20 protein-coding genes are annotated in these 22,635 nt (G+C 74.2%); 9 read left to right on the forward strand and 11 right to left on the reverse strand.

Going from position 1 to position 22,635, the window contains the following annotated elements; all coding sequences use genetic code 11:
- Positions 1–77: 77 nt before the first annotated feature.
- Positions 78–1,232, reverse strand: a complete 1,155-nt coding sequence (locus tag ABD994_RS19340) for an aminotransferase class V-fold PLP-dependent enzyme (protein WP_345418653.1) — start codon at positions 1,230–1,232, stop codon at positions 78–80.
- Positions 1,210–2,658 (reverse strand): Si-specific NAD(P)(+) transhydrogenase, encoded by a 1,449-nt coding sequence (gene sthA / locus ABD994_RS19345; protein ID WP_345418656.1) that lies wholly within the window; start codon positions 2,656–2,658, stop codon positions 1,210–1,212. The genes ABD994_RS19340 and sthA overlap by 23 nt, the downstream gene beginning before the upstream one ends.
- A 126-nt stretch (positions 2,659–2,784) precedes the next feature.
- On the opposite strand from sthA, the gene ABD994_RS19350 reads away from it, so the two are divergent.
- Complete coding sequence (locus ABD994_RS19350) at positions 2,785–3,897, forward strand: DUF4192 domain-containing protein (protein ID WP_345418659.1); 1,113 nt, start codon at positions 2,785–2,787, stop codon at positions 3,895–3,897.
- A gap of 3 nt (positions 3,898–3,900) precedes the next feature.
- On the opposite strand, the gene galE is transcribed toward ABD994_RS19350, so the two are convergent.
- Both galE and ABD994_RS19360 read right to left on the reverse strand, forming a co-directional pair.
- Positions 3,901–4,896 (reverse strand): UDP-glucose 4-epimerase GalE, encoded by a 996-nt coding sequence (galE, locus tag ABD994_RS19355; protein WP_345418662.1) that lies wholly within the window; start codon positions 4,894–4,896, stop codon positions 3,901–3,903.
- A gap of 51 nt (positions 4,897–4,947) precedes the next feature.
- Positions 4,948–5,676: an iron-dependent transcriptional repressor DtxR gene (locus tag ABD994_RS19360; RefSeq protein ID WP_345418665.1), complete on the reverse strand. Its 729-nt coding sequence runs from the start codon at positions 5,674–5,676 to the stop codon at positions 4,948–4,950.
- Between the two features lie 85 nt (positions 5,677–5,761).
- Here ABD994_RS19360 and ABD994_RS19365 point away from each other — a divergent pair, with 85 nt between their 5' ends.
- From ABD994_RS19365 to ABD994_RS19380, 4 genes are all read left to right on the forward strand, one after another.
- Positions 5,762–6,682, forward strand: coding sequence for a sulfurtransferase (locus ABD994_RS19365; RefSeq protein WP_345418668.1), 921 nt, complete (start codon positions 5,762–5,764; stop codon positions 6,680–6,682).
- 19 nt (positions 6,683–6,701) lie between these two features.
- On the forward strand, positions 6,702–7,898 hold the full coding sequence (locus ABD994_RS19370) for an acetoin utilization protein AcuC (protein ID WP_345418670.1): 1,197 nt from the start codon (positions 6,702–6,704) through the stop codon (positions 7,896–7,898).
- 18 nt (positions 7,899–7,916) lie between these two features.
- Positions 7,917–10,646 (forward strand): bifunctional acetate--CoA ligase family protein/GNAT family N-acetyltransferase, encoded by a 2,730-nt coding sequence (locus ABD994_RS19375; protein WP_345418673.1) that lies wholly within the window; start codon positions 7,917–7,919, stop codon positions 10,644–10,646.
- Between the two features lie 85 nt (positions 10,647–10,731).
- The gene (locus ABD994_RS19380; RefSeq protein WP_345418676.1) at positions 10,732–11,223 is read left to right on the forward strand and encodes a hypothetical protein; all 492 of its coding nucleotides are present in this window, start codon (positions 10,732–10,734) and stop codon (positions 11,221–11,223) included.
- Positions 11,224–11,466: 243 nt separating this feature from the next.
- Here ABD994_RS19380 and ABD994_RS19385 read toward each other — a convergent pair whose 3' ends face one another.
- The 3 genes from ABD994_RS19385 to ABD994_RS19395 form a co-directional block, all read right to left on the reverse strand.
- Positions 11,467–12,462 carry a sigma-70 family RNA polymerase sigma factor gene (locus ABD994_RS19385; RefSeq protein WP_345418679.1) on the reverse strand — a complete coding sequence of 332 codons (996 nt, stop codon included), beginning with the start codon at positions 12,460–12,462 and terminating at the stop codon, positions 11,467–11,469.
- A 164-nt stretch (positions 12,463–12,626) separates the two neighbouring features.
- Positions 12,627–13,064, reverse strand: coding sequence for a D-aminoacyl-tRNA deacylase (dtd, locus tag ABD994_RS19390; protein WP_345418682.1), 438 nt, complete (start codon positions 13,062–13,064; stop codon positions 12,627–12,629).
- Positions 13,065–13,071: 7 nt separating this feature from the next.
- Positions 13,072–14,577 carry a DUF7782 domain-containing protein gene (locus tag ABD994_RS19395; RefSeq protein WP_425550085.1) on the reverse strand — a complete coding sequence of 502 codons (1,506 nt, stop codon included), beginning with the start codon at positions 14,575–14,577 and terminating at the stop codon, positions 13,072–13,074.
- Between the two features lie 242 nt (positions 14,578–14,819).
- On the opposite strand from ABD994_RS19395, the gene acs reads away from it, so the two are divergent.
- Entirely contained in the window at positions 14,820–16,760 is a 1,941-nt protein-coding gene (gene acs, locus ABD994_RS19400) for an acetate--CoA ligase (protein ID WP_345418688.1), read from the forward strand.
- A gap of 153 nt (positions 16,761–16,913) precedes the next feature.
- Here acs and ABD994_RS19405 read toward each other — a convergent pair whose 3' ends face one another.
- The 3 genes from ABD994_RS19405 to ABD994_RS19415 all read right to left on the reverse strand — a co-directional run bounded on the left by ABD994_RS19405 (position 16,914) and on the right by ABD994_RS19415 (position 19,292).
- A complete protein-coding gene (locus ABD994_RS19405; RefSeq protein ID WP_345418691.1) occupies positions 16,914–17,753 on the reverse strand; it encodes a lysophospholipid acyltransferase family protein in 840 nt (279 codons plus the stop codon).
- A 57-nt stretch (positions 17,754–17,810) separates the two neighbouring features.
- On the reverse strand, positions 17,811–18,536 hold the full coding sequence (locus ABD994_RS19410) for an alpha/beta fold hydrolase (RefSeq protein ID WP_345418694.1): 726 nt from the start codon (positions 18,534–18,536) through the stop codon (positions 17,811–17,813).
- 72 nt (positions 18,537–18,608) lie between these two features.
- Positions 18,609–19,292 carry a M50 family metallopeptidase gene (locus ABD994_RS19415; protein ID WP_345418697.1) on the reverse strand — a complete coding sequence of 228 codons (684 nt, stop codon included), beginning with the start codon at positions 19,290–19,292 and terminating at the stop codon, positions 18,609–18,611.
- Positions 19,293–19,444: 152 nt separating this feature from the next.
- Between ABD994_RS19415 and ABD994_RS19420 the strand changes: the two genes are divergently transcribed.
- Together ABD994_RS19420 and ABD994_RS19425 are read left to right on the forward strand one after the other, a co-directional pair.
- A complete protein-coding gene (locus ABD994_RS19420; protein WP_345418699.1) occupies positions 19,445–20,776 on the forward strand; it encodes a class I SAM-dependent methyltransferase in 1,332 nt (443 codons plus the stop codon).
- Positions 20,773–21,597 carry a DUF1295 domain-containing protein gene (locus ABD994_RS19425; protein ID WP_345418702.1) on the forward strand — a complete coding sequence of 275 codons (825 nt, stop codon included), beginning with the start codon at positions 20,773–20,775 and terminating at the stop codon, positions 21,595–21,597. Before ABD994_RS19420 ends, ABD994_RS19425 begins: the two co-directional genes overlap by 4 nt.
- A 20-nt stretch (positions 21,598–21,617) precedes the next feature.
- Here ABD994_RS19425 and ABD994_RS19430 read toward each other — a convergent pair whose 3' ends face one another.
- Positions 21,618–22,079 (reverse strand): peroxiredoxin, encoded by a 462-nt coding sequence (locus ABD994_RS19430; RefSeq protein ID WP_345418705.1) that lies wholly within the window; start codon positions 22,077–22,079, stop codon positions 21,618–21,620.
- Positions 22,080–22,182: 103 nt separating this feature from the next.
- Between ABD994_RS19430 and ABD994_RS19435 the strand changes: the two genes are divergently transcribed.
- Entirely contained in the window at positions 22,183–22,626 is a 444-nt protein-coding gene (locus ABD994_RS19435; RefSeq protein WP_345418708.1) for a helix-turn-helix domain-containing protein, read from the forward strand.
- Positions 22,627–22,635: the final 9 nt, after the last annotated feature.

The raw sequence follows: 22,635 nt of genomic DNA on the forward strand, positions 1-22,635 counted from the left end.
CCGTCTCTCGCGGAACGATCGCGCCGTTCGCTGCTTCCAGCGCAGCGAACGGCGCGTTCGCTCGTTCCGGGGCGGGCTCAGGGGAGGAGTGCCGCGAGCTCGCGGGCGGCGGTACGCGCGTCGTCGAGGGTCACGTACGGCGCCGCGAAGCCGAAGCGCAGCAGGTCGGGCGGGCGCGCGTCGACGACGACGCCGCGGCGGGCCAGCGCGGCGCACATCCCGTCGGCGTCCCGGACGCGGACGGCGACGTGCCCGCCGCGCCGCGCGTGCTCGCGCGGGGTGACGACCTCGACCGCCGGTGGCAGGGCCGCCAGGAACGCGTCGCCCAGCGCCAGCGACGCGGCGTGCACTCCGGCGAGGTGGACACCGTCGAACACCTCCAGCGCGCCGTCGAGGGCGAGCATCGAGAGCATCGGCGGCGTCCCCACCCGCAGCCGCCCGACGCCCGGTGCGGGCGTCCACGCCTCGGTCATGCCGAACGGGTCGGCGTGGCCGGTCCAGCCGGTCAGCGGCGGGTCGAGGGCGTCGTGGTGGTGGGCGGCGACGTACGCGAACGCCGGGGCGCCCGGCCCGCCGTTGAGGTACTTGTAGGTGCAGCCGACGGCGAGGTCGACCCCCAGCGCGTCGAGCTCCACCGGCAGCACCCCGGCCGCGTGCGACAGGTCGGCGACGACGACGGCGCCGGCCTCGTGGGCGCGCGCCGTGATCGCGCCCAGGTCCCAGCGCTCGCCGGTGCGGAAGTCGACCGCGGGGACGGCGACGACGGCGGTCCCGGCGTCGGGGGCCATCGCCGGCGGTGCCCCGGTGACGAGCTCGAGCCCTGTCAGGCGGGCGACCGACGTCGCGAGGTAGCGGTCGGTGGGGAAGTGGCCGGCGTCCGACAACAGCACGCCGCGGTCGGGCCGCAGCCGCGCCGCGGCGATCAGCGCGCCGAAGAGCTGCACCGACGTCGAGTCGCCCACCACGACCTGGCCCGGCGCGGCCCCGACCAGCGCGCCCACCCGGTCGCCGAGCCGCTGGGGCGTCGCCCACCAGCCGCACTCCTCCCAGCCCGCGACGCCGACGCGCGCCCACTGGTCGTCCACCGCGGAGAGCAGCGCCGCCCGCGCGGAGCGGGGCTGGGCGCCCAGGGAGTTGCCGGCGAGGTAGACGGCGTCGCCGCCGTCGGGCGCGCGCGGCAGGACGAACCGGTCGCGCGCGAACCCGGGCTCAGGTGAACTGTTCGAGGGCACGGATCTTGTTCGTGGCGTCGAGGGCGGCGACCTTGTAGGCCTCCGACAGGGTCGGGTAGTTCAGCACGGCGTCGACCAGGTAGTCGACGGTCCCGCCGCACCCCATGATCGCCTGGCCGATGTGCACCAGCTCGGTGGCCGACGTCCCGAAGACGTGCACCCCGAGCAGCGCGTGGGTCTCCGGCGAGACCAGCAGCTTGAGCATCCCGTAGTCGTCGCCGACGATCTGGCCGCGGGCGAGCTCGCGGTAGCGCGAGATGCCCACCTCGTAGGGGACCGCCTTCTCGGTGAGCTCGGCCTCGGTCGCGCCGCAGTAGCTGACCTCGGGGATCGTGTAGATCCCGAAGGGCGACACCTCGGCCATGGAGTGGGCCGGCTCGTCGAACGCGTGGTACGCCGCCTGGCGGCCCTGCTCCATCGACGTCGCGGCGAGCGCCGGGAAGCCGATGACGTCGCCGACGGCGTAGATGTGGGGCACGGCGGTGCGGAAGTGGTCGTCGACCTTGATGCGCCCCCGGCTGTCGGTCTCGAGCCCGGCGCGCTCCACCTGCAGCTCGTCGGTGACGCCCTGGCGGCCCGCGGAGTACATCACCGTCTCGGCCGGGATCTTCTTGCCCGACGCGAGGCTCGTGACGGTGCCGCGCTCGGACACCGACACCCCCGACACCTCCTCGCCGAACCGGAACGTCACCGCGAGGTCGCGCAGGTGGAACTTCAGCGACTCGACGACCTCGGCGTCGCAGAAGTCGAGCATCTGCGGCCGCCGCTCGACGACGGTCACGCGCGTGCCCAGGGCGGCGAACATCGAGGCGTACTCGATGCCGATCACGCCGGCCCCGACGACGACCATGCTCGACGGGATGTGCTCCATGGTCAGGATGCCGTCGGAGTCCAGGACGCGGCGGTCGTCGAACTCGACCTGCGGCGGGCGCGCCGGGCGGGTGCCCGTCGCGATGACGATGCGGTCGGCGGAGACGACCTGGTGCTCCCCGCGGCGGTCGCCGAGCACCTCGACGGCGTGCTCGTCGACGAAACGGGCCGCGCCCGCGAGCAGGTCGACGCGGTTGCGCTGCAGCTGCGCGCGGATGACCTCCTCCTCGCGCCCGATGACGAAGTGGGTGCGCGCGAGGAGGTCCTGCACGGTGATGTCCTGCTTGACGCGGTAGCTCTCGCCGTAGAGCCCGCGCATGGCGTAGCCGGTGAGGTAGAGGACGGCCTCGCGCAGCGTCTTCGACGGGATGGTGCCGGTCTGCGTGCAGACCCCGCCGATCATCCCGCGGCGCTCGACGACGGCGACCCGCCGGCCCAGCTTGGCCGCGGCGATGGCCGCCTTCTGCCCGCCCGGGCCGGAGCCGATGACGACGAGGTCGTAGTCCCGGCGCGGGGCGTCCCCGACCGGCGGGACGGGCTCGGGCGCGGGATCCACCGGGTGCACGATCACACCCTCGCCGTCGGCGCGGGCCCGGGCAAGCCGGTCGCCGGTGTCCGGCCGAGTTGTCCACAGGTGCGATCTGGTGGGATCCGCCGGGCGGGCTGCTGCGTCGAAGCCGGTGTGACCACCGAACAGCGCCCCCATCCGCCCGACCCCGCCGCCGACGAGCTCCGGCTCAGCGTCGGCGACCCCGGCGAGCTCCTCGCCGCCGTGCCCCACCTCCTCGGGTTCCGGCCGGAGGACTCGCTCGTCCTGGTGGCCGTCCACGGCTCGGGAGACGGAGCGCAGCGGAGCTCGACCCGGAGCGGCGGCCCGCACCGGCGTCTCGGGACGGTCGCCCGGGCCGACCTGCCCGCCCCCGACGACGTCGAGGAGCTGGTGGCGGGCTGCGCGGCGCGGATGGTGCCCGGTGGCCCGAGCGAGGTCATCGCCGTCGTCGTCACCGACGACGGGCCCGACGGTGGGCCGCCGCGCGCCGACGTGGCCGACGCGGTGAGCGTTGCCTTCCGGGCGCGCGGGGTGCCGCCGCTCGCCCGGCTGTGGGCGCCGCGGCTGGAGACCGGCGCGCCCTGGCGCTGCTACCCGCCGTGCGACTGCGGGGGGCGGGTCGGGCGCGTCGACGACGGGGCGGTGGCCGCCGCCTCGGCCGTGTCGGGCCGGGTCACCTACGGCTCGCGCAACGAGCTGGAGGCCACACTCGACCCGCTGCCGACCAGCCCGCGCCTGGCGGGGCTGATCACGGCCGAGCGGGAGGCGGCCGTGCTCGACCGCGAGCTGGGCGGTCCGTCGGCCGCGCGGCGCGACCTCGCGGCCGTCGTCGGGGCCCGCGCGGAGGTGGCGGACCGGCGCGTGCTGGGCGACGCCGAGCTCGCGCGCCAGGCCGTCGCGCTCGGCGTCCCGGCGGTGCGCGACCTCGTCATGGGCTGGGCGGTCGACCCCGAGCCGGCGGACGTGGCCGCCGCCGAGCAGCTGTGGACCCTGCTGGCGCGGTCGCTGCCGGCGCCGTCGGTCGCCGAGCCGGCGGTGCTGCTCGCGTGCGCGCTGATCGCCGGCGGGGGCTCGGCGCTCGTGGGCGTGGCGCTCGAGCGCGCCCGGCGGGCCGACCCCGGGCACCGGCTGGCCCGGCTCGTCGGGGCGCTGGTGTCCTCCGGCGCGGACGCCACGGCGTTGCGCCGGCTGATGGCGGAGTCGAGCGCCGACGCCGCGGCACGCCTGCGGGGCCGGGCGGCGTGAGGGCTACCGCGAGCGGGCGAAGGCCCAGGCGTCGGCGACGATGCCGTCGAGGTCGGTGTGGCTCGGCTTCCAGCCCAGCTGGTCGCGAGCCCGGGCCGACGACGCGACCAGGACGCCGGGGTCGCCGGCGCGCCGCGGCGCGACCCGGGCGGGGATCGGGTGCCCCGTGACGCGGCGGCACGCCTCGATCACCTCGAGCACGGAGAAGCCGGTGCCGTTGCCGAGGTTGCACACGAGGTGCCCGCCGTCGGGTGCCTCGCCGCGGGCGAGCAGGTCGAGGGCGAGCAGGTGGGCCTCGGCGAGGTCGTCGACGTGGATGTAGTCGCGCACGCAGGTGCCGTCGGGGGTGGGCCAGTCGTCGCCGAACACCGCGATCTCCTCGCGCTGCCCGAGCGCGACCTGCAGCACCAGCGGGATGAGGTGGGTCTCGACGGCGTGGCGCTCTCCGAGGGCCGGGACACCGGTGGTGCCGGTGTGGGCACCGGCCACGTTGAAGTACCGCAGGCTCACCGCGCCGAGCCCGCCCGCCGACGCCGCGGCGTAGTTGCCGATCGCGTGGTCGATGGCGAGCTTGGTGGCGCCGTAGGTGTTGGTGGGCCGGGTGGGCGCGTCCTCGGTGATCGGCGAGGTCTCGGGCTCGCCGTAGGTGGCGGCCGTCGAGGAGAAGACCAGGCGCGGCACGTGGTGGCGGCGCAGGGCGTCGAGCAGCGCGATCGTGGTGACCACGTTGCCGTGCCAGTACTTCGCCGGCTGCTCGGTGGACTCGCCGACCAGCGAGCGGGCGGCGCAGTGCACCACCCCGTCGACGTCGCCGGCGCCGAGCACCTCGTCGGCGACGTCGGCGACGTCGCCCACGACCAGGCGCGCGCCGTCGGGCACCGCGTCGCGGTGACCCGTGGTCAGGTCGTCGACGACGACCACGTCGTTGCCCGCGTCCAGCAGGTGCCGGGCGCACACGCTGCCGACGTACCCCGCCCCGCCCGTGACCACCAGCGTCATGGCCGCCAGTCTGCCGGGCCGTGCCGGCCCTCCCCGGCGCGGGGGACGGGACTACTGGGCGCGGACCAGCACCGCGTGCGCCACCAGCGGGTCGACCTGCGCGTTCGCGCCCTTGTGCCCGACGCCGACCGCGTCGCCGAAGCGGGGGATGGCGAGGACGTCGACGTCGCTGCCGGGCAGGACGCCGGCGCTCTTGAGGTCGGCCATCAGCCGCTCGTCGATCTGGATGTGCTCCGCGATGCGGCGCACCTCGACCTTGCCGCCGCCGCTGCGCGCGAACTCGTCGAGGCGCACGAGCCCGGCCTCGTCGGGGGTGGGGGTGCGCTGGGGCGCGGTGACCTCGCCGTCGATCTCGGTGCCGCTGCGGAGCGCCTCGAGGCCGGGGATGGGGTTGCCGTACGGGGACACCGAGGGCTCACCGAGCAGGTTGAACAGCTTGCGCTCCACCGCGTCGCTCATGACGTGCTCCCAGCGGCACGCCTCGACGTGGACGTTCTCCCACTCGAGCCCGATGACGTTGACGAGCAGCAGCTCGGCGAGGCGGTGCTTGCGCATGACGGCGACGGCCTTGGCGCGGCCGGCGGCGGTGAGCTCGAGATGGCGGTCGCCGGCGACGTGCACGAGACCGTCGCGCTCCATGCGCGCGACGGTCTGGCTGACGGTCGGCCCGCTCTGCTCCAGACGCTCGGCGATCCGGGCCCGCAGGGGGACGACCCCTTCCTCCTCGAGCTCGTAGATCGTCCGGAGGTACATCTCGGTGGTGTCGATGAGGTCGTTCATGCACACCCCTTTCCGCTCCGCGATACTACCGACGAGATCGGACACCGGACGGCGGGAACTCCCGGCGGCAGGGCACGATCGACGCATGGCCACCCCCGCTGGTCCCCTGCCCACCCCCGTCGTGCCCGTCGCGTGGCTGGGGGACGCCCTCGCGCGCGAGAACGAGCGGCCGGTGGTGCTCGACGTGCGGTGGACGTTGCGCCCGCCGCCGAAGACCGCGAAGGAGCGGAAGGCGGCCGCGCGGGAGGACCCGCCGGGCCTCGTCGAGCACGAGGCCGGGCACATCCCGGGGGCGGTGTACGTCGACCTCGACACCGAGCTCGCCGGCCCGCCCGGGCCGGCCGGGCGCCACCCGCTGCCCGACCCGGACGTCCTCGAGGAGACGCTGCAGCGCGCCGGCGCCGATCGCGACAGCGAGGTCGTCGTCTACGACGGCGGCGACGGGATGGCGGCGGCCCGCGCCTGGTGGGTGCTGCGCTGGGCCGGTCTGCGGCCCGACCGGGTCGCGGTGCTCGACGGCGGCTGGCCGGCGTGGGTCGCGGCCGGGGGCGAGGTGTCGACGGCGAGCGGGGGCGTGCGCCGCCCCGGTGGTCTGCAGATCACCACCGGGTCCATGCCCGTGCTCACCGCGGACGACGCGGCGTCGGTCGCCGGGCAGGGGGTGCTGCTGGACGGGCGCGCCGCCGAGCGCTTCCGCGGCGAGACCGAGCCGATCGACCCCGTCGCGGGCCACGTGCCGGGAGCGGCCAACCTGCCGGCCGCGTCGCTGATCGACGACGGGCACTGGCGCGCGCCCGACGACACGGCCGCGGTGCTGCGCCCGCTCGTGGACGGCACCGGGGTGGTCGGCGCCTACTGCGGGTCCGGGGTGAGCGCCGCGATGCTCGTGCTCGGCCTCGAGCACGCGGGCCTGCGCGCGCCCGACGACCCGGCCGGGCTGTACGTCGGCAGCTGGTCGCACTGGTGTGGCACGGGTCGCCCGGTCGAGACGGGGCCCGGGGCCTGACGCCGGTACGGTCGGGGCCGTGACCAGCTCCGGCGCGACGGTGGACCCGGCCCGCGTGGCCGTGGTGTGGGACGAGGGCCTGCTGGGCTACAAGCTCTCGGAGGACCACCCGCTGCACCCGGTGCGGCTCGACCTCACGATGCGGCTGGCGCGCTCGCTCGGGGTGCTCGAGGGCGTCGAGCCGCTGGTGCCGACGCCGGCGCCGGACGCCGAGGTCGAGCGCATCCACGTCGCGTCCTACCTCGAGGCGGTGCGGCGGGCCCCCCGCGAGGGTGACGACCCGGTCCACCAGCTGGGCACCACGGACAACCCGATCTTCGAGGGCATGCACGAGGCCAGCGCGCTGGTGTGCGGCGGCTCGATCGCGGCGGCCCGGGAGATCGCCGAGGGCCGCGCGGACCGCGCGGTGAACATCGCCGGCGGCCTGCACCACGCGATGGCCGACCACGCGTGGGGCTTCTGCGTCTACAACGACTGCGCGATCGCGATCTCCTGGCTGCTCGACCACGGCTACGAGCGCATCTGCTACATCGACACCGACGTCCACCACGGCGACGGCGTGCAGGCCGCGTTCTACGACGACGACCGGGTGCTGACGATCTCGATGCACCAGCACCCGCGCACGCTGTGGCCGGGCACGGGGTTCGCCTCCGAGCTGGGCAACGGCGCGGCGTCGGGCACGGCGGTCAACCTGGCGCTCCCGCCCCGCACCCGCGACGCCGGGTGGCTGCGGGCGTTCCACGCCGTCGTCCCCGGCCTGTTGCGGGCGTTCCAGCCGCAGATCCTGGTCACCCAGTGCGGTGTGGACACCCACCACGAGGACCCGCTGGCCGAGCTGTCGCTCTCGGTCGACGGCCACCGCGCGATCTACCGCAGCCTGCGCGAGCTGGCGGGCCAGTACACCGACGGCAAGTGGCTCGCCCTCGGCGGCGGGGGCTACGGGCTGTTCCGGGCGGTGCCGCGCTCGTGGACGCACCTGCTGGCCACCGTGCTCGACCGTGACGTCGAGCCCTCGCGGCCGATCCCGGCCGACTGGATCTCCTACGCGACGGAGAAGACGCGCCGGCCGCTGCCGACCTCGATGACCGAGGACGCGCCCACCGACTTCGAGCGCTGGGGCGGGTTCACCGAGGTCGAGGTCGACCCCTTCCTGCTCGAGACGCGGCGCGCGGTGTTCCCGCTGCACGGTCTCGACCCCCAGGACACCCGTGACTGACCCCACCCGGGACGTGCGATGACCGAGTCGACGACGGGGACGGCCGATCCGGACGCCGTGACCGCCGAGGTCCGGGCAGTGCCCGACGCGCCCTACCCGGCGCACTGGGAGGCCGACGTCGTCGCCTCCGACGGCGCGACGGCCCACCTGCGGCCGATCTCGGCCGCCGACGCCGACGACGTCGTGGCGTTCCACGGTCGCCTCTCGGACCGCACGCGCTACTTCCGCTACTTCAGCCCCTACCCGCACATCCCCGAGCGCGACCTCAAGAACTTCGTCGAGGTCGACCACCACGACCGCGTCGCGCTCGTGCTCTGGCTGGGCCGGGAGATCATCGCGATCGGGCGCTACGTGCGGCTCGCGCAGTCCACGGCGGCCGAGGTCGCGTTCGTCGTCCGCGACGACCACCAGGGCCGCGGGCTCGGCTCGATCCTGCTCGAGCACCTCGCCGCGGCCGCGAACGAGTGCGGGCTGACGCGCTTCGTCGCCGAGGTGCTCACCGAGAACCACCAGATGGTGCGGGTGTTCCGCGATGCCGGGTTCGAGGTCAGCCGGGCGCTGGAGGGCTCGACGCTGCACCTCGAGTTCGACATCGCCTCGACCAGCCGCTCACGGGAGGTCCAGCAGGCCCGCGAGCAGCGCGCCGACGCCCGCAGCGTCGCCGGAGTCCTGACGCCCCGCTCGGTCGCCGTCGTCGGCGCCTCGCCGGACGAGTCGAAGATCGGCCACGTGGTGCTGGCGAACCTGCTGCGCGGCGGGTTCACCGGCCCCGTCTACCCGGTGCACCCCGAGGCGCGCTCGGTGCGCGGGGTGCGCGCCTACCCGTCCGTGACCGACATCCCCGACGACGTCGACCTGGCGGTGCTCGCGGTGCCGCCCGCCGAGGTGCCCGGCGTGTTCGACGCCTGCCTGTCCAAGGGCGTGCGGGGGCTGGTGGTCATCACCTCGGGCTTCGGCGAGACCGGGTCCCTGGGCCTCGCCGCGCAGCGCGAGCTGGTGTCCGACGCCCGCGCCAACGGGATGCGCGTGGTCGGGCCGAGCGCGCTCGGCGTCATCAACCTCGCCGAGACGGTGTCGCTCAACGCCTCGCTGGCACCGATCCTGCCGCCGCCGGGCCGGGTCGGGTTCTTCTGCCAGTCCGGGGCGCTGGGCATCCAGATCCTCGCCGCGGCCGCGGACCGTCGCCTCGGGCTGTCGTCGTTCGTCTCGGCCGGCAACCGCGCCGACCTCTCGGGCAACGACCTCATGCAGTACTGGGACACCGACCCCGACACCGACGTCGTCCTGCTCTACCTCGAGTCGTTCGGCAACCCCCGCAAGTTCGCCCGCGTCGCCCGCCGGCTCGCGCGGCAGAAGCCCGTGGTCGCGGTGAAGAGCGGGCGCCACGTCGCGCCCGGCCCGGGCCTCGCCGCGAGCGCGCAGCCCATCGACGAGGCCGCCGTCGCCGCGGTGTTCGACCAGTCGGGCGTCATCCGCGTCGACTCGGTCGACGAGCTGTTCGACGTCGCCCAGCTGCTGGCCCACCAGCCGCTGCCGCCCGGGCCGCGCGTCGGGATCGTCGGCAACTCGACCGCGCTCGGGGTGCTCGCCGCCGACGTGGTGCTGGCCCAGGGCCTGTTCCTCGCCCGCGACCCGGTGGACCTGGGCACGTCGAGCGGCGCCGAGGAGCTGCGGGCCGCCGTCGCGGACCTGCTCGCCGACGACCAGTGCGACGCGCTCGTGGTCGTCTTCGTCCCGGCCATCACCACCGACCCGACCGACCACGCCCGCGCCCTCGCCGACGCCGTGCGGGGCGCCGAGAAGCCGGTGGTCTCGACGTTCCTGGCCTCGGAGGGCGTGCCCGAGGTCCTGGCCGTCCACGAGGAGGCCGTCCGCGGCAACGGCTCCGTGCGCCGGGCGGGGCCCCAGCGGGGCAGCATCCCGTCGTACCCGAGCCCGGAGCGGGCGGTGCTCGCGCTCTCGCGGGCCGTGCGCTACACGCAGTGGCGCTCGCGGCCGGTCGGTGACTTCGTCCGGCCCGAGGGCGTCGACGTCGACGCCGCGCGGGCGTTCGTCGACGGGCTCGCGCCGGGGCCGAACACCCTGCTCTCCGACGAGCAGGCCGACGCGCTGCTGCGCTGCGTCGGCGTCGTCGTCGCCCCGTTCCGCCGGGTGCGGTCGGCGGACGAGGCGGTGGCGGCGGCCCGCGAGCTCGGCGGGGCGGTGGTGCTCAAGACCGCCGACCGGCGCTGGCGGCACCGCTCCGACCTGCGCGGGGTGCACGTCGGGCTCACCGAGTCGACCGCCATCAGCAGCGCCTACGAGCAGCTCGTCGAGCTCTCGGCCTCCGACGAGGTGTACGTCCAGGTCCAGGCCCCGCCGGGCATCCCCTGCGTGGTGGAGATCCGCGACGACCCGTCGTTCGGCTCGCTGGTGTCGTTCGGGCTCGCCGGCGTGGTGGGGGAGCTGCTGGGCGACCGGGCCTACCGGGCCACGCCGCTGTCGACGATGGACGCCGCGACGCTCGTGCGGGCGCCGCGCGCGGCACCGCTGCTGGACGGCTACCGCGGTGCCCGACGCGCCGACCTGCCCGCGCTCGAGGACCTCGTCCTGCGCATCGGCGTGCTGGCCGACGCCGTCCCGGAGATCCGCTCGCTGGTGCTCGACCCCGTGCTCGCCGCGGACCGGGGCGCCCACCCCACCGGGGTGACGGTCACCCTCGGCCCGCCGCCGGGTCCCCGTGACGCCGGCCCCCGCCGCCTGCGCTAGGTGCCTCCGGCTCGTGAGCACTTTCGAGGCCTATGGGCCACGACAGTGCTCACGAGCGCCGGAGGCGCACCTAGGGTCGGGCGCCGTGATGCGGACATCGCTGCGACTCGGTCTGCTCGCGGCGGGCGTGCTGCTGGCCGCGGGGTGCGGGTCCTCGGACTCTCCCGGCACGCCGCCGCCCCCGGCCGCCCCGCCCAGCAGCATCCCGACCGGGGCGCCGCCGACGTCGAACCGGCCGGTGCCCGTGACGCCCGACCCCCTGACGGCCACGCCGCCTGCCGGGACGACGGCGCTGCCGGCGGACCGGGTGGACACCGGCGCGCTGCCCGCGGGCCTGCCGACGCTGGTCTGGACGCGTGGCGACCGGGGGATCGGGGTCTACGGCCGCGCGGGGGGCTGCACCGAGGCACGCCTGTCGGTGGTCGAGCAGGGTGCCGACCGCGTGGTGCTGCGCAGCGAGCAGGTCACCACCGGTCCGGGGCCGTGCACCCGCGAGCTCGTGTACCCGCCGCTGGAGGCGACGCTCGACGCGCCGCTGGGGGAGCGTCGGGTGGTGCTGACGGGCGCGGTGCCGTAGGAGACACCTCGGAGAAGCCGGAAGACCGGGCCGGCCCCCGACCGTCCCGGTCTCCCGTCGCCGGCGGACAGCGGGGTCTCCGCGCCGCCTCGTGGTTGGCCGGACCGGCGTCTCCGCGTGAGTGCGGTCACACCCGGCCCGTGGGGTTCAGACTGCCGTTACCGGCGAGTCACCGTCAATGCGCACTTCGGGCGGCCGCAACGTGACCGATCCCGTCACGCTGCGTGCCGCCCGAGGGGTGCGTCAGCTCGCCGCGTACGCCTTGAGCCGGCGCGCGCGGTCGCCGTCGCGGAGCTTGACCATGACCTCGCGCTCGATCTGGCGCACCCGCTCGCGCGAGAGGCCGAACTGGCGTCCGATCTGGTCGAGCGTGCGCGGCTGCCCGTCGTCGAGCCCGTAGCGCAGCCGGATGACGTTCTGCTCGCGCTCGTCCAGCGTCGCGATGACGCGGCGCATGTCGTCGTGGAGCAGCCCCGAGATGACCGTCGACTCGGCGTCGGTGGCCTCGGCGTCCTCGATGAAGTCCCCGAGCGGGGCCTCCTCCTCGGAGCCGACCGGCATGTCCAGGCTGACCGGGTCGCGGCTGTGGTCGAGCAGGTCGGCGACCTTCTCGACCGGGATGCCCGACTCCTCGGCCAGCTCCTCGTTGGTGGCCTCACGGCCGAGGGTCTGGTGCATGTCGCGCTTGATGCGGGCCAGCTTGTTCACCTGCTCGACCAGGTGGACGGGCAGGCGGATGGTGCGGGCCTGGTCGGCCATGCCGCGCGTGATGGCCTGACGGATCCACCACGTCGCGTACGTCGAGAACTTGAAGCCCTTGGCGTAGTCGAACTTCTCGACCGCGCGGATCAGGCCGAGGTTGCCCTCCTGGATGAGGTCCAGCAGCGGCATGCCGCGCCCGGTGTACCGCTTGGCCAGCGACACGACCAGGCGCAGGTTGGCCTCGAGCAGGTGCGCCCGGGCCCGGCGGCCGTCGCGGGCCACGGCCCGCAGGTCGGCGGCGCGCTGGGCGTCCAGGTCCTCCGACACCTCGAGCAGGTGCGCTGCGTACACGCCCGCCTCGATGCGCCGCGCGAGGTCCACCTCGTCGGCGGCCGTCAGCAGCGCGGTCTTTCCGATACCGTTGAGGTAGACGCGGACGAGGTCCGCTGCAGGGCCCTGGGCGTCGAGGTCGCTCTCAGCAGAGCCAGACGGCACGGCCGCCTCGGGGCCGGTCTGCGGTGCGAGTGTCGCCGTCATTGCTTCCTCCCTGCGCGGCGCGAAGGTGCTGTGGCGCCGCGTCACATGGTCGAACGCCCCGGACGCGGCGTTCGTTCCCGGCGGGGACGTTCGGTGCGGGGTGCCCGCTGTGGCGATCGCGACGCATGGCGCGCGCCACCCGCGGGCAACGTCTGCGGGGTCCCCTAGATCTCCACGAGGACCGTGAACGGTCCGTCGTTGCTCGATTCAACGCGCATGTCGGCGCGGAACTTCCCGGTCGCCACCGCCGCGCCGCGCCCGCGCAGCGCGGCCACGACGGCGTCGACGGCGGCCCGCGCGGCGTCCGGCGCCGCGGCGGCCGACCACGACGGCCGGCGGCCCTTGCGGGTCTCGCCGTAGAGCGTGAACTGGCTGACGACGAGCAGGCCGGCGCCGGTATCCGCGCACGACCGTTCCCCGCGGAGGATCCGCAGCTCGTGCAGCTTGCGGGCCATGAGGGCCGGGACGTCGGGCCCGTCGTCGCGGTGCACCCCGAGCAGGACCAGCAGCCCGGGCCCGTCCAGCTCCCCGACGACCTGTTCGCCGTCGGGGCCGTCGACCACGACCCGCGCCGCGGTCACCCGGCTCACGACCGCCCTCACGGTGACCTCATGCGGGCACCAGCATCCCGTGGTGCACGAGGTCGCGGACGACGGGCAGCGCGGCCGCCGCGAGGTCGTCGGCGTCGGCGCCCCGGGCCGCGGCCAGCAGGTCGAGGAGGTCGCGCAACGGGAGGTACCCGCGGCACCCGGCGAGCAGCGCGACGCCGACCTCGTCGACGTCGTGGCGCCACTGCGGGCCGTCGAGGCGCACGAGCGTCGCGGCGACCGGGTCCCAGCCCTCGTCGGTGGACACCAGCCCGCGCTCGAGCGCGACGGTGTCGGGCACGCGCAGGCGGGCGTCGAGCAGGGCGTCGCCGGAGTGGCGGGCGAGCCAGGCCGTGCGGTCGAGCCACGCCTCGATCTCCGGGCCGAGCGGGTCGTCGTGCGACTGGCGCAGGTCCTCGCAGACGACCGTCCCGGGCACGTCGGGGGCGGTGCGGCGCAGCGTCACGAAGCCGAACCCGACCGCGAGGACGCCCTCGGCGGCGAGGTAGTCGAGCCACCGCTCGGAGAGCTCGGTGCCCTCCGGCGAGGCGGGGTCGACGCCGGCGTCGCGCAGCCAGGTGCCGACGTGCAGGGCCGGGTCGGCGACGTCGCGCTGCACCACCCAGGCGTCGAGCCCGCCGGGCGCGGCCGCGCGCTCGGCCTCCGCGAGCCACGTGCGGGGCCGGGCGGTCCAGTCGTCGGAGGTGATCAACCACGACGCCAGCAGCTGGGCCACGCCGCCCTCGGTGAGGTGGCCGGGCAGGGCCGCGACCAGCAGCGCGCTCGCCCCGTCGCCACCGAGCCCCGAGTCCCGGTAGACGTGCTCGACGCGCGGCGGCCCCGGCACGAACGGCGGGTTGCTGACGATCTGGTCGAACCGCCGGCCCGCCACCGGGGCGAGCCAGGGGCCCTCGAGCACCTCGGCGCCGATCCCGGACAGCGCGAACGTCACCCGCGCCATGTCCAGCGCCCGGGGGGAGACGTCGGTGGCGGTCAGTTCCCGGGCGTGACCGGAGCAGTGCAGCACCTGCACCCCGCAGCCCGTGCCGACGTCCAGCAGCGTCCCGACCGGCCGGCGGACCGTCGCGCGGGCCAACGACAGTGACGCCGCCCCGGTGCCCAGGACGTGCTCGCGGTCGGCCGTCCGGCGCTCCGGCGAGACCTCGAGGTCCGAGAGCACCCACCACGCCGCCGCGTCGGGCAGCGAGGCGTCGCCGTGCGGGCGCAGGTCGAGGGCGGCGACGACCCGCCCGTCCGCGTCGTCGAGGTCGTGGAGCAGCCCGGCGGCGACGGCCTCGTCGACCTCCGCGGGCGCGATCGCGGCCGCCACCTCGTCCCGCGGCAGCGCGTCACCCAGCAGGAACAGCCGCACCAGCGTCCCGACCGCACCCGTGCCGCGGACGGCGCGACGGGCCGGCGTCGTCTCCCCGCGGTCGAGCGCCGCACGCGCCGAGGGCCCGAGCAGGGCGGCCACGCCGTCGACGGTGAAACCCGCGGCGATCAGAGCCGTGCGTAAGCCACGCCACATTCGGGCATGTGGGACTCCAGCACTGTCCGCACGGGAACGATCGGCTCCGGAGTCGTCGGGTCGGGGCACGTCGGGGATCGTCACACTGCAGCCGCAGCTGATCTTCGTCGCCCCTCTCCCCGGCCCCTCCGAACGCACCGTTGCCCTGGACAGGGTTGTGCGTGACGCTGCGCACGAGCAGGGGCCACCGGCGTCGACGACGACGATCGGTGTCCGGACGACCACCGGGGAGGCACACGCGGATGTCGGAACAGACGGCCAGCCAGGAAGGGAAGACCTACCCGCCCGACGCAGAGCTGTCGAAGTCGGCCAATGTGCGACCGGAGATGCTGGAGCAGGACCTCCAGGAGTTCTGGGACGAGCAGGCCAAGCAGCGTCTGGACTGGTTCGAGGAGTACGACCAGGTCCTCGACTGGAACCTGCCGTACGCGAAGTGGTTCGTGGGCGGCAAGCTGAACGCCTGTTACAACTGCGTCGACCGCCACGTCGAGGGCGGCAAGGGCGACAAGGTCGCCCTGCACGTCGTGCCCGACGACGGCCCGGACTCGTCCGAGGCCCGCGACATCACGTTCTCCGACCTGCAGCGCGAGGTCGTGAAGATGGCGAACGGGCTCAAGGAGCTCGGCGTCGGCAAGGGCGTACCGGTCGGCATCTACATGCAGATGATCCCCGAGGCCGTCGTGGCGATGCTCGCGTGCGCCCGCCTCGGCGCGCCCCACACGGTCGTCTTCGGCGGCTTCAGCGGCAAGGCCGTGGCCGAGCGGTGCAACGACCTCGAGTGCAAGGTCCTCATCACCCAGGACGAGGCGATGCGCGGCGGCAAGGCCGGCGCGCAGAAGACGAACGCCGACGAGGGCCTCGACGCCGGCGAGACGACGGTCGAGAAGATCGTCGTCGTCCAGCGGACCGGTGCCGACATCCCGATGAGCGACCGGGACGTCTACCTCCACGACCTGACGGCGAACGTCTCGGACGACCCCGAGAGCTGCCCGTGCGAGCCGATGGACTCCGAGGACCTGCTGTTCCTCCTCTACACCTCGGGCTCGACCGGCAAGCCGAAGGGCGTCGTCCACACCACGGCCGGCTACCTGCTCGGCGTCACGACGACCCACAACCTCGTCTTCGACGTCAAGGACGACTCGGTCTACTGGTGCGCGGCCGACATCGGCTGGATCACCGGGCACAGCTACATCACCTACGGCCCGCTGGCCAACGGATGCACCTCGGTGCTCTTCGAGGGCGTCCCCGGCTACCCGGACAAGGCCGTCTGGTGGAAGATCATCGAGAAGTACGGGGTCTCGATCCTCTACACCTCGCCCACAGCGATCAAGTCGCACATGAAGGCGGGGGAGGAGCACCTCCAGGGCCACGACCTGTCCTCGATCAAGATCCTGGGCAGCGTCGGCGAGCCGATCAACCCCGACGTCTGGGAGTGGTACCGCGAGCACGTCGGCGGCGGCAAGGCGCCGATCATGGACACCTGGTGGCAGACCGAGACCGGGCACATCCTGATCACGCCGCTGCCGGGCATCACGACGCTCAAGCCCGGCATGGCGCAGCAGCCGTTCCCGGGCGTGCGGCCGGAGATCCGTGACGACGAGGGCAACCAGCTCGACGTCGAGCAGACCGGCAACCTCGTGCTCACCCAGCCCTGGCCGGGCATGATGCGCACGCTCTACAAGGACGACCAGCGGTTCAAGGACACGTACTGGTCGAAGTACTCGGACGCGTACTTCGCCGGCGACGGCGCCAAGTACGACGCCGACGGCGACATCCAGCTGATGGGTCGCATCGACGACGTCGTCAACGTGTCCGGGCACCGTCTGTCGACGTTCGAGGTCGAGAGCGCGCTGGTCGAGCACGCGGACGTGGCCGAGGCCGCGGTCGCGGCGCGCAAGGACGACGACACCGGCCAGGCGATCATCGCCTTCGTCTCGCTCAAGGGCGACAAGCAGGGCACCGAGGAGCTGGAGCAGGCGCTGCGCGAGCAGGTGGCCCAGTCGATCGGCAAGCTGGCCCGCCCGGCGTCGGTGATCTTCGCCAACGACCTGCCGAAGACGCGGTCCGGCAAGATCATGCGGCGTCTCCTCAAGAACCTCGCCGAGGGCGAGGAGCTGGGCGACACGTCCACGCTCGTCGACCCGAGCGTCGTCGACGAGATGCAGAAGCAGATGAAGGGCTAGGTCGCGCTGTTCTGACCGAAGGGCACCCTCGCTCAGCGGGGGTGCCCTTCGGTCGTTCCGGGCCCCCGGCTCTGGGTGATCACCAGGCCGAAAAGCACCTCGAGGACCTCTCGGGAGGTGCCTTTCGACCTGCTGATCTCCGGGGAGGTCGGGTCAGCTCACGGCCGGCGGCTGGAGGTCACCGGCCTGGACGGGCTGCTCGTGTGGCTCGGGGCGGGCCGGCGGCTCCTCGCCCCGGAGCACGGCGAGCTGCTCGGTGATGCGGCCCATGATCCGTTCGGTGGCCTCGTGCATGGCGGTGCGGCCGATGCGGCCCTCGCGCAGGTCGTCGAGGGCGACCGGCGGACCGGCCAGCACCCGCAGGGTCGGGCGGGGGACCAGCGTCGGGCGCGACGACGTCGGCGGCAGGAGGTGGTTGGAGCCCCACTGCGCGACGGGGATGACCGGCGCGCCGGTCTCCAGCGCCATGCGGGCGATGCCGGTGCGGGCGGCGCGCGGCCAGCCGTCGGAGTGGGTCGCGAACCCGCCCTCGGGATAGACGACGACGACCTCGCCGCGCTGCACGGCCTCGACCGCCGCCCGGTAGGCCTCGATGCCGGACTTGCCGCGGTCGACGGGGATGTGCCGGCCGCCGCGCAGCGGTGCCCCGACGACGGTCTGGCCCCACAGCTCCTTCATCGCGAGGAACCGCGGAACGCGGCCCTGGGCGAGGGTGTAGGCGACCAGGACGATCGGGTCGACGTGCGAGAGGTGGTTGACCGCGAGCAGCGCGCCGCCCTTCGTCGGGATGCGGTCGCCGCCGCGGAAGTCCCAGCGCGCCACGGCCATGAGCACGGGCCACAGCACGTCGATCGCGAAGCCGTACCAGAAGCCGCGGTCGGTGCGGGGGTAGAGCACCCAGATCGCGAGCTTGCGCCAGAGCCGGATGCCCCGGCCCTGCCGTCGCCGGTCGTGGGCCTGGGAGATCCGCCGGAGTCGATCCTGCCGCGCCATGCCCCGGATCATGTCGGCCCGGGGCGGGGCGCGCATGAGTAGTCGTCCCCGGTCCGGTCAGTCGCGGCCGGCCTCGACGATCTTCTGCGCCAGCAGGTCCGGGTTGGTGAACATGACCTCGTGGCTGCCCGGCAGCTGCACCAGCCGGTACATGCCCAGCCGGCTGGACATCCGCGGGTGCCACGCCCACTCGCCCGGCGGCAGCGCGATGTCCTCGGTGGCGTTGATGTAGGACTTCGGTATCTGGAGCTCGTAGAAGCGCGTGAGCGCGAGCTTGTCGAGGAAGGGCTGGTAGGGCTCGGGGGAGAGCAGCTCGTAAATCGACTGCGCCAGGTCCAGCGGCGCGTCCTGGATGAACGCCTCCCGCCAGATCGGGAACGGCAGCATGATCGTGTTGTCGCCGCTCGCCGCGGCGAGCTGGGCGAAGAGCTCGCGGTAGTGCGGCGGGGTCTCGTCGTCGAGGCAGTTGCCCGGCGCGGGCACGAATGCATTCCAGAAGATCAGCCGCCGCAGCCGCTCGGGGATCTCCTCGGCCACGCGGGCGATGACGGTGCCGCCGAAGCTGTGGCCGAGCAGGACGACGTCGGTCAGGCCTTGACCGACGATGTGGTCGACGACCGAGGCGACGCAGTCGTCGTGGTTCACCGCCTTGTCGACGCCCTTGCCGTGCCCGGCCACCGTCGGCGTGTGGACCGTGTGGCCCGCCGCGCGCAGGGGATCGGCGACACCCGCCCAGAGGTCACCGTCGTGCCACGAGCCGTGGACCAGGACGAACGTGCTCATGGTGGGGCCTCCCAGCACTGGTGTCGGGTGCGCTGATCCTGGCGGGGCCGGGGGTCCGGGCGGAAGACGCCGCTAACCGATGCCGTAGCCGGGGCGCAGGAGGAGCTGCGCGCCGACGATCACGGCGATCACGGCGATGAGGAACCACACGAGGTTCCAGATGGCGTGCGGGATCCAGGTTCTGCCGACCAGTGCCTCGCCGTCACCTGTCTTCCCGCTGAGATTCCGAATCGTCTCGAGGAGTCCGCCGAACAGCAGGACCCAGGAGATACCGGCAGCGAACGCGGCCTGGAGGGGTCCCGACCCCGCGAGGACGAGCCACGTCAGTCCGATCACGATCAGGGCGGGCACGGTGAAGGCGAGAGCGTTGCGGGAGAGGCCCACGGCCAGAACGCAGAGGACGATGGTGGCCAGCAGGACGGCCCAAGGATTGCCCATGGCGATGAGCGCCGCTGCTGCCAGCCCGAGCAGAGGTGGCGTCGCATATCCGACGAAGTTGCCGATGTTCTTGACGAGCCAGCCCCTCGAGTTCTTGAAAGAGGTGCCGGCCGTGGCGTCGTCGGCGAGCGTCCACCCGTCGTTCCCGCGCAAGAGGAGGAGGTTGTTGAGCATGTGACCGCCCTCGTGGGCGAGAGTGAGGGGGTATCCGATGACGTAGCGCGAGAACGCCACGAGCAACAATGCGATGAACGCCGTCCCGTACGCGACCGGTTCCCCCACGATCGGGACGTCGTTGACCCCCAGACCTACCCCCATGAGGTGGATCGCAGCACGTTCCGTACTCGCATCACCCGAACGACACGCCGCCTACACCTGATCGCGACGAGGCGACTGTGACGGATGCGAACCACCCGAACCGATCCGTCGCACGGTCCGATGACGGTGCGACACGACGGAGGGAGTCGACGGTGGGCGCAGGCGCAGCACAGCGGGTCGCGGGGGCGGTGGGCGCGTTCCTCGAGGGGCCGCTGCCGGTGCGGATCCGTGCGTGGGACGGCAGCGAGGCCGGGCCGGAGCCGGGTCCGGGGGTGCCGACGGTGGTGCTGCGCTCGCGGCGGGCCCTGCGCCGGCTGCTGTGGCAGCCGGGCGAGATGGGCCTCGCGCACGCCTACGTGTCGGGCGACCTCGACGTCGACGGCGACCTCGCCGAGGGCCTCTCGGCGATGTGGGCGCTGGTGCGCTCGGGCACGATCACCCGGCGCCGGCCCGGCGCGACGGAGCTCCCCGGCCTGGCCGCGCAGGCCGTCCGGCTCGGCCTGCTCGGGAGCAGGCCCGCCCCGCCGCCCGAGGCCATCAAGGTCCGGGGCCGGCTGCACAGCCGCCGCCGGGACCGCGACGTCATCGCCCACCACTACGACGCCGGCAACGCCTTCTACTCGCTGCTGCTCGACGAGTCGATGGCCTACTCCTCGGGCTACTGGACGAGCGAGGACAGCACGCTCCCGCAGGCCCAGCACGACAAGCTCGAGCTGATCTGCCGCAAGCTCGACCTCGCGCCCGGGCGCCGCCTGCTCGACATCGGCTGCGGCTGGGGATCCCTCGCGGTGCACGCCGCCCGGGAGCACGGCGCCCAGGTCCGCGCGGTGACGATCTCCCGCGAGCAGCGCGACCAGGTCAACGCCCGCATCCGCGCCGAGGGCCTGGCCGGGAAGGTGCAGGTCGACCTGCTCGACTACCGCGACGTCGCCGACAAGATCACCGCCACCGACGGCCCGTTCGACGCCGTCAGCGCGATCGAGATGGGCGAGCACGTCGGCGACGAGCACTACCCGACGTTCGCCGCGACGCTGTTCGGCGCGTTGCGTCCGGGCGGCCGCGCCCTGGTCCAGCAGATGTCGCGCGGCGCCGACGCGCCCGGCGGCGGCGCCTTCATCGAGACCTACGTGACCCCCGACATGGTCATGCGGCCGGTGGGCGACACGCTGACGTTCCTCCAGCACGCCGGTCTCGAGGTCCGCGACGTGCACGTCATGCGCGAGCACTACGTGCCGACGATCCGCGCCTGGCTCGCCACGCTCGAGGAGCGCTTCGACGAGGCCGTGGACCTGCTCGGCGAGCGCGGCGCGCGGATGTGGCGGCTCTACCTCGCCGGCGGCGCGCTCGCGTTCGAGGAGAACCGCATGGGGGTCGACCAGATCCTCCTCGCGCGGCCCACCGACCGCGGCCGCAGCGGCATGCCGGCGACCCGCGACGACTGGTCGGTGGCGTCCCGGGCCGAGGCGGGTACGTCGGGGACGTGAGCGTCGACCTCGCCGCCTTCGGCCTGCTGCTCGCGGCGACGATCGCCACCGTCGTCGTCGCCTTCGCGCTGACGCTCGTCGTCGCGCGCGCGACCGGGCGGCACAGCGTCGTGGACGTGACGTGGGGTCTGGGGTTCGTCGCGGTCGCCGTCGTGGCCTACGTGCTGTCCGGGGTGCTGGGCACCGGCAACACCGTGGTGCGCACGGTCGCGCTGGCGCTCGTCGCGGTCTGGGGGCTGCGCCTCGCGCTCTACATCGGCTGGCGCAACCACGGCAAGGGCGAGGACCCGCGCTACGCGGACATGCTCGGCGACGACCACGCGCCGGGCGCGGTGACGGCGACGGTGCTGCGCAAGGTGTACCTGCCGCAGGCGGTCGTCATGATCGTGGTGTCGCTGCCGGTGCTCGCGGCGATGGTGCGGGCGTCGACGGTGCTGCCCGTGGTCGTGGCCGGCGTCGTGATCTGGCTGGTCGGCTTCGCCTGCGAGAGCGTCGGGGACGCCCAGCTCGCCGCCTTCAAGGCGGACCCCGACAACAAGGGCAAGATCCTCGACAGCGGCCTGTGGCGCTACACCCGCCACCCGAACTACTTCGGCGACGCCTGTGTCTGGTGGGGTGTCCTCGTGGTCGCGGCGGGTCACCCGCTGGCGCTGATCACCGCCGTCGGGCCCCTGCTGATGACCTACCTGCTCGTGTCGGTGACGGGCAAGGAGCTCACGGAGCGCTCGATGTCCTCGCGGCCCGGCTACGACGAGTACGTCCGGCGCACCTCGGGCTTCGTGCCCCTGCCGCCGGGTACCCGCGCGGCCCGCGCCACCTGAGGGAGGCGCGGGCCGGGGCGTCAGGCGCCCTGGCGGGAGCGCAGGAGGGCCAGCGCGTCGTCGGCGTGCTGGTCGAACTTCATCTCGCCGCCGATGACCCCGAGCACGGTCCGGTCGGTGTCGATGACGAACGTCTTGCGCTTGACCGGCAGCACCGGCAGCCAGGAGCGCTTGGCGCCGAACTGCGCGGCCACCTTCCCGTCGGGGTCGGAGAGCAGCGGGTAGTCGAAGGAGTTCGCCTCCGAGAACGTGTGCTGCTTCTCGACGGAGTCGGCGCTGATGCCGACGCGCTGGGCACCGACCGCGGCGAACTCGCCGGCGAGGTCGCGGAAGTGGCAGCTCTCCTGGGTGCAGCCGCCCGACGAGGCCAGCGGGTAGAAGAACAGCACCACCGGCCCCTCGGCCAGGAGCCCCGAGAGCGACCGGCGGGTGCCGGAGTCGTCGGCGAGCTCGAAGTCGGGGGCGGTGTCTCCGACCTTCATGTGCGGTGTCGTCCTTCCGGGCGGCGGGTGGGTTCAGGCGCGTTCGTCGCCGGACCGCGGTCGGTTCGGTGACGGGCGCGGCGCGGACCGCGATGATGGCGCGGTGCCCCCGCGGACCCAGCACCCGGTCGCGCGCCACCTGCTGCGGGCGCGCGACCTGGCCGACCGGTGCTACGCCGAGCCGCTGGCGGTCGCGGACCTCGCGCGCGCCGCGGGCCTGAGCCCGGCGCACTTCAGCGACCGCTTCGCCGCCGCGTTCGGCGTCCGCCCCCACGCCTACCTGCTGACCCGCCGCCTCGAACGTGCCGCGGCCCTCCTGCGCCACACCGACCACTCCGTCGCCCGCGTGTGCACGGAGGTGGGTCTGACCAGCGTCGGCAGCTTCACCGTCAGCTTCCGGCGCGCCTTCGGACGCACGCCGACGGCGTACCGGGCAGCCTTCCCGCCGGCCCACGACGGCGCGCTGGTGCCCGGGTGCGTCGTGCGCGCCTTCGGTCGCCCGCAGCACCGGAGTTCCGGAGAAGACCCGGCGCCCGCCGCTTCCTAGCCTCGACGT

Origin of the sequence: Actinomycetospora chlora (assembly GCF_039542135.1) — a bacterium.
Taxonomy (GTDB): domain Bacteria; phylum Actinomycetota; class Actinomycetes; order Mycobacteriales; family Pseudonocardiaceae; genus Actinomycetospora; species Actinomycetospora chlora.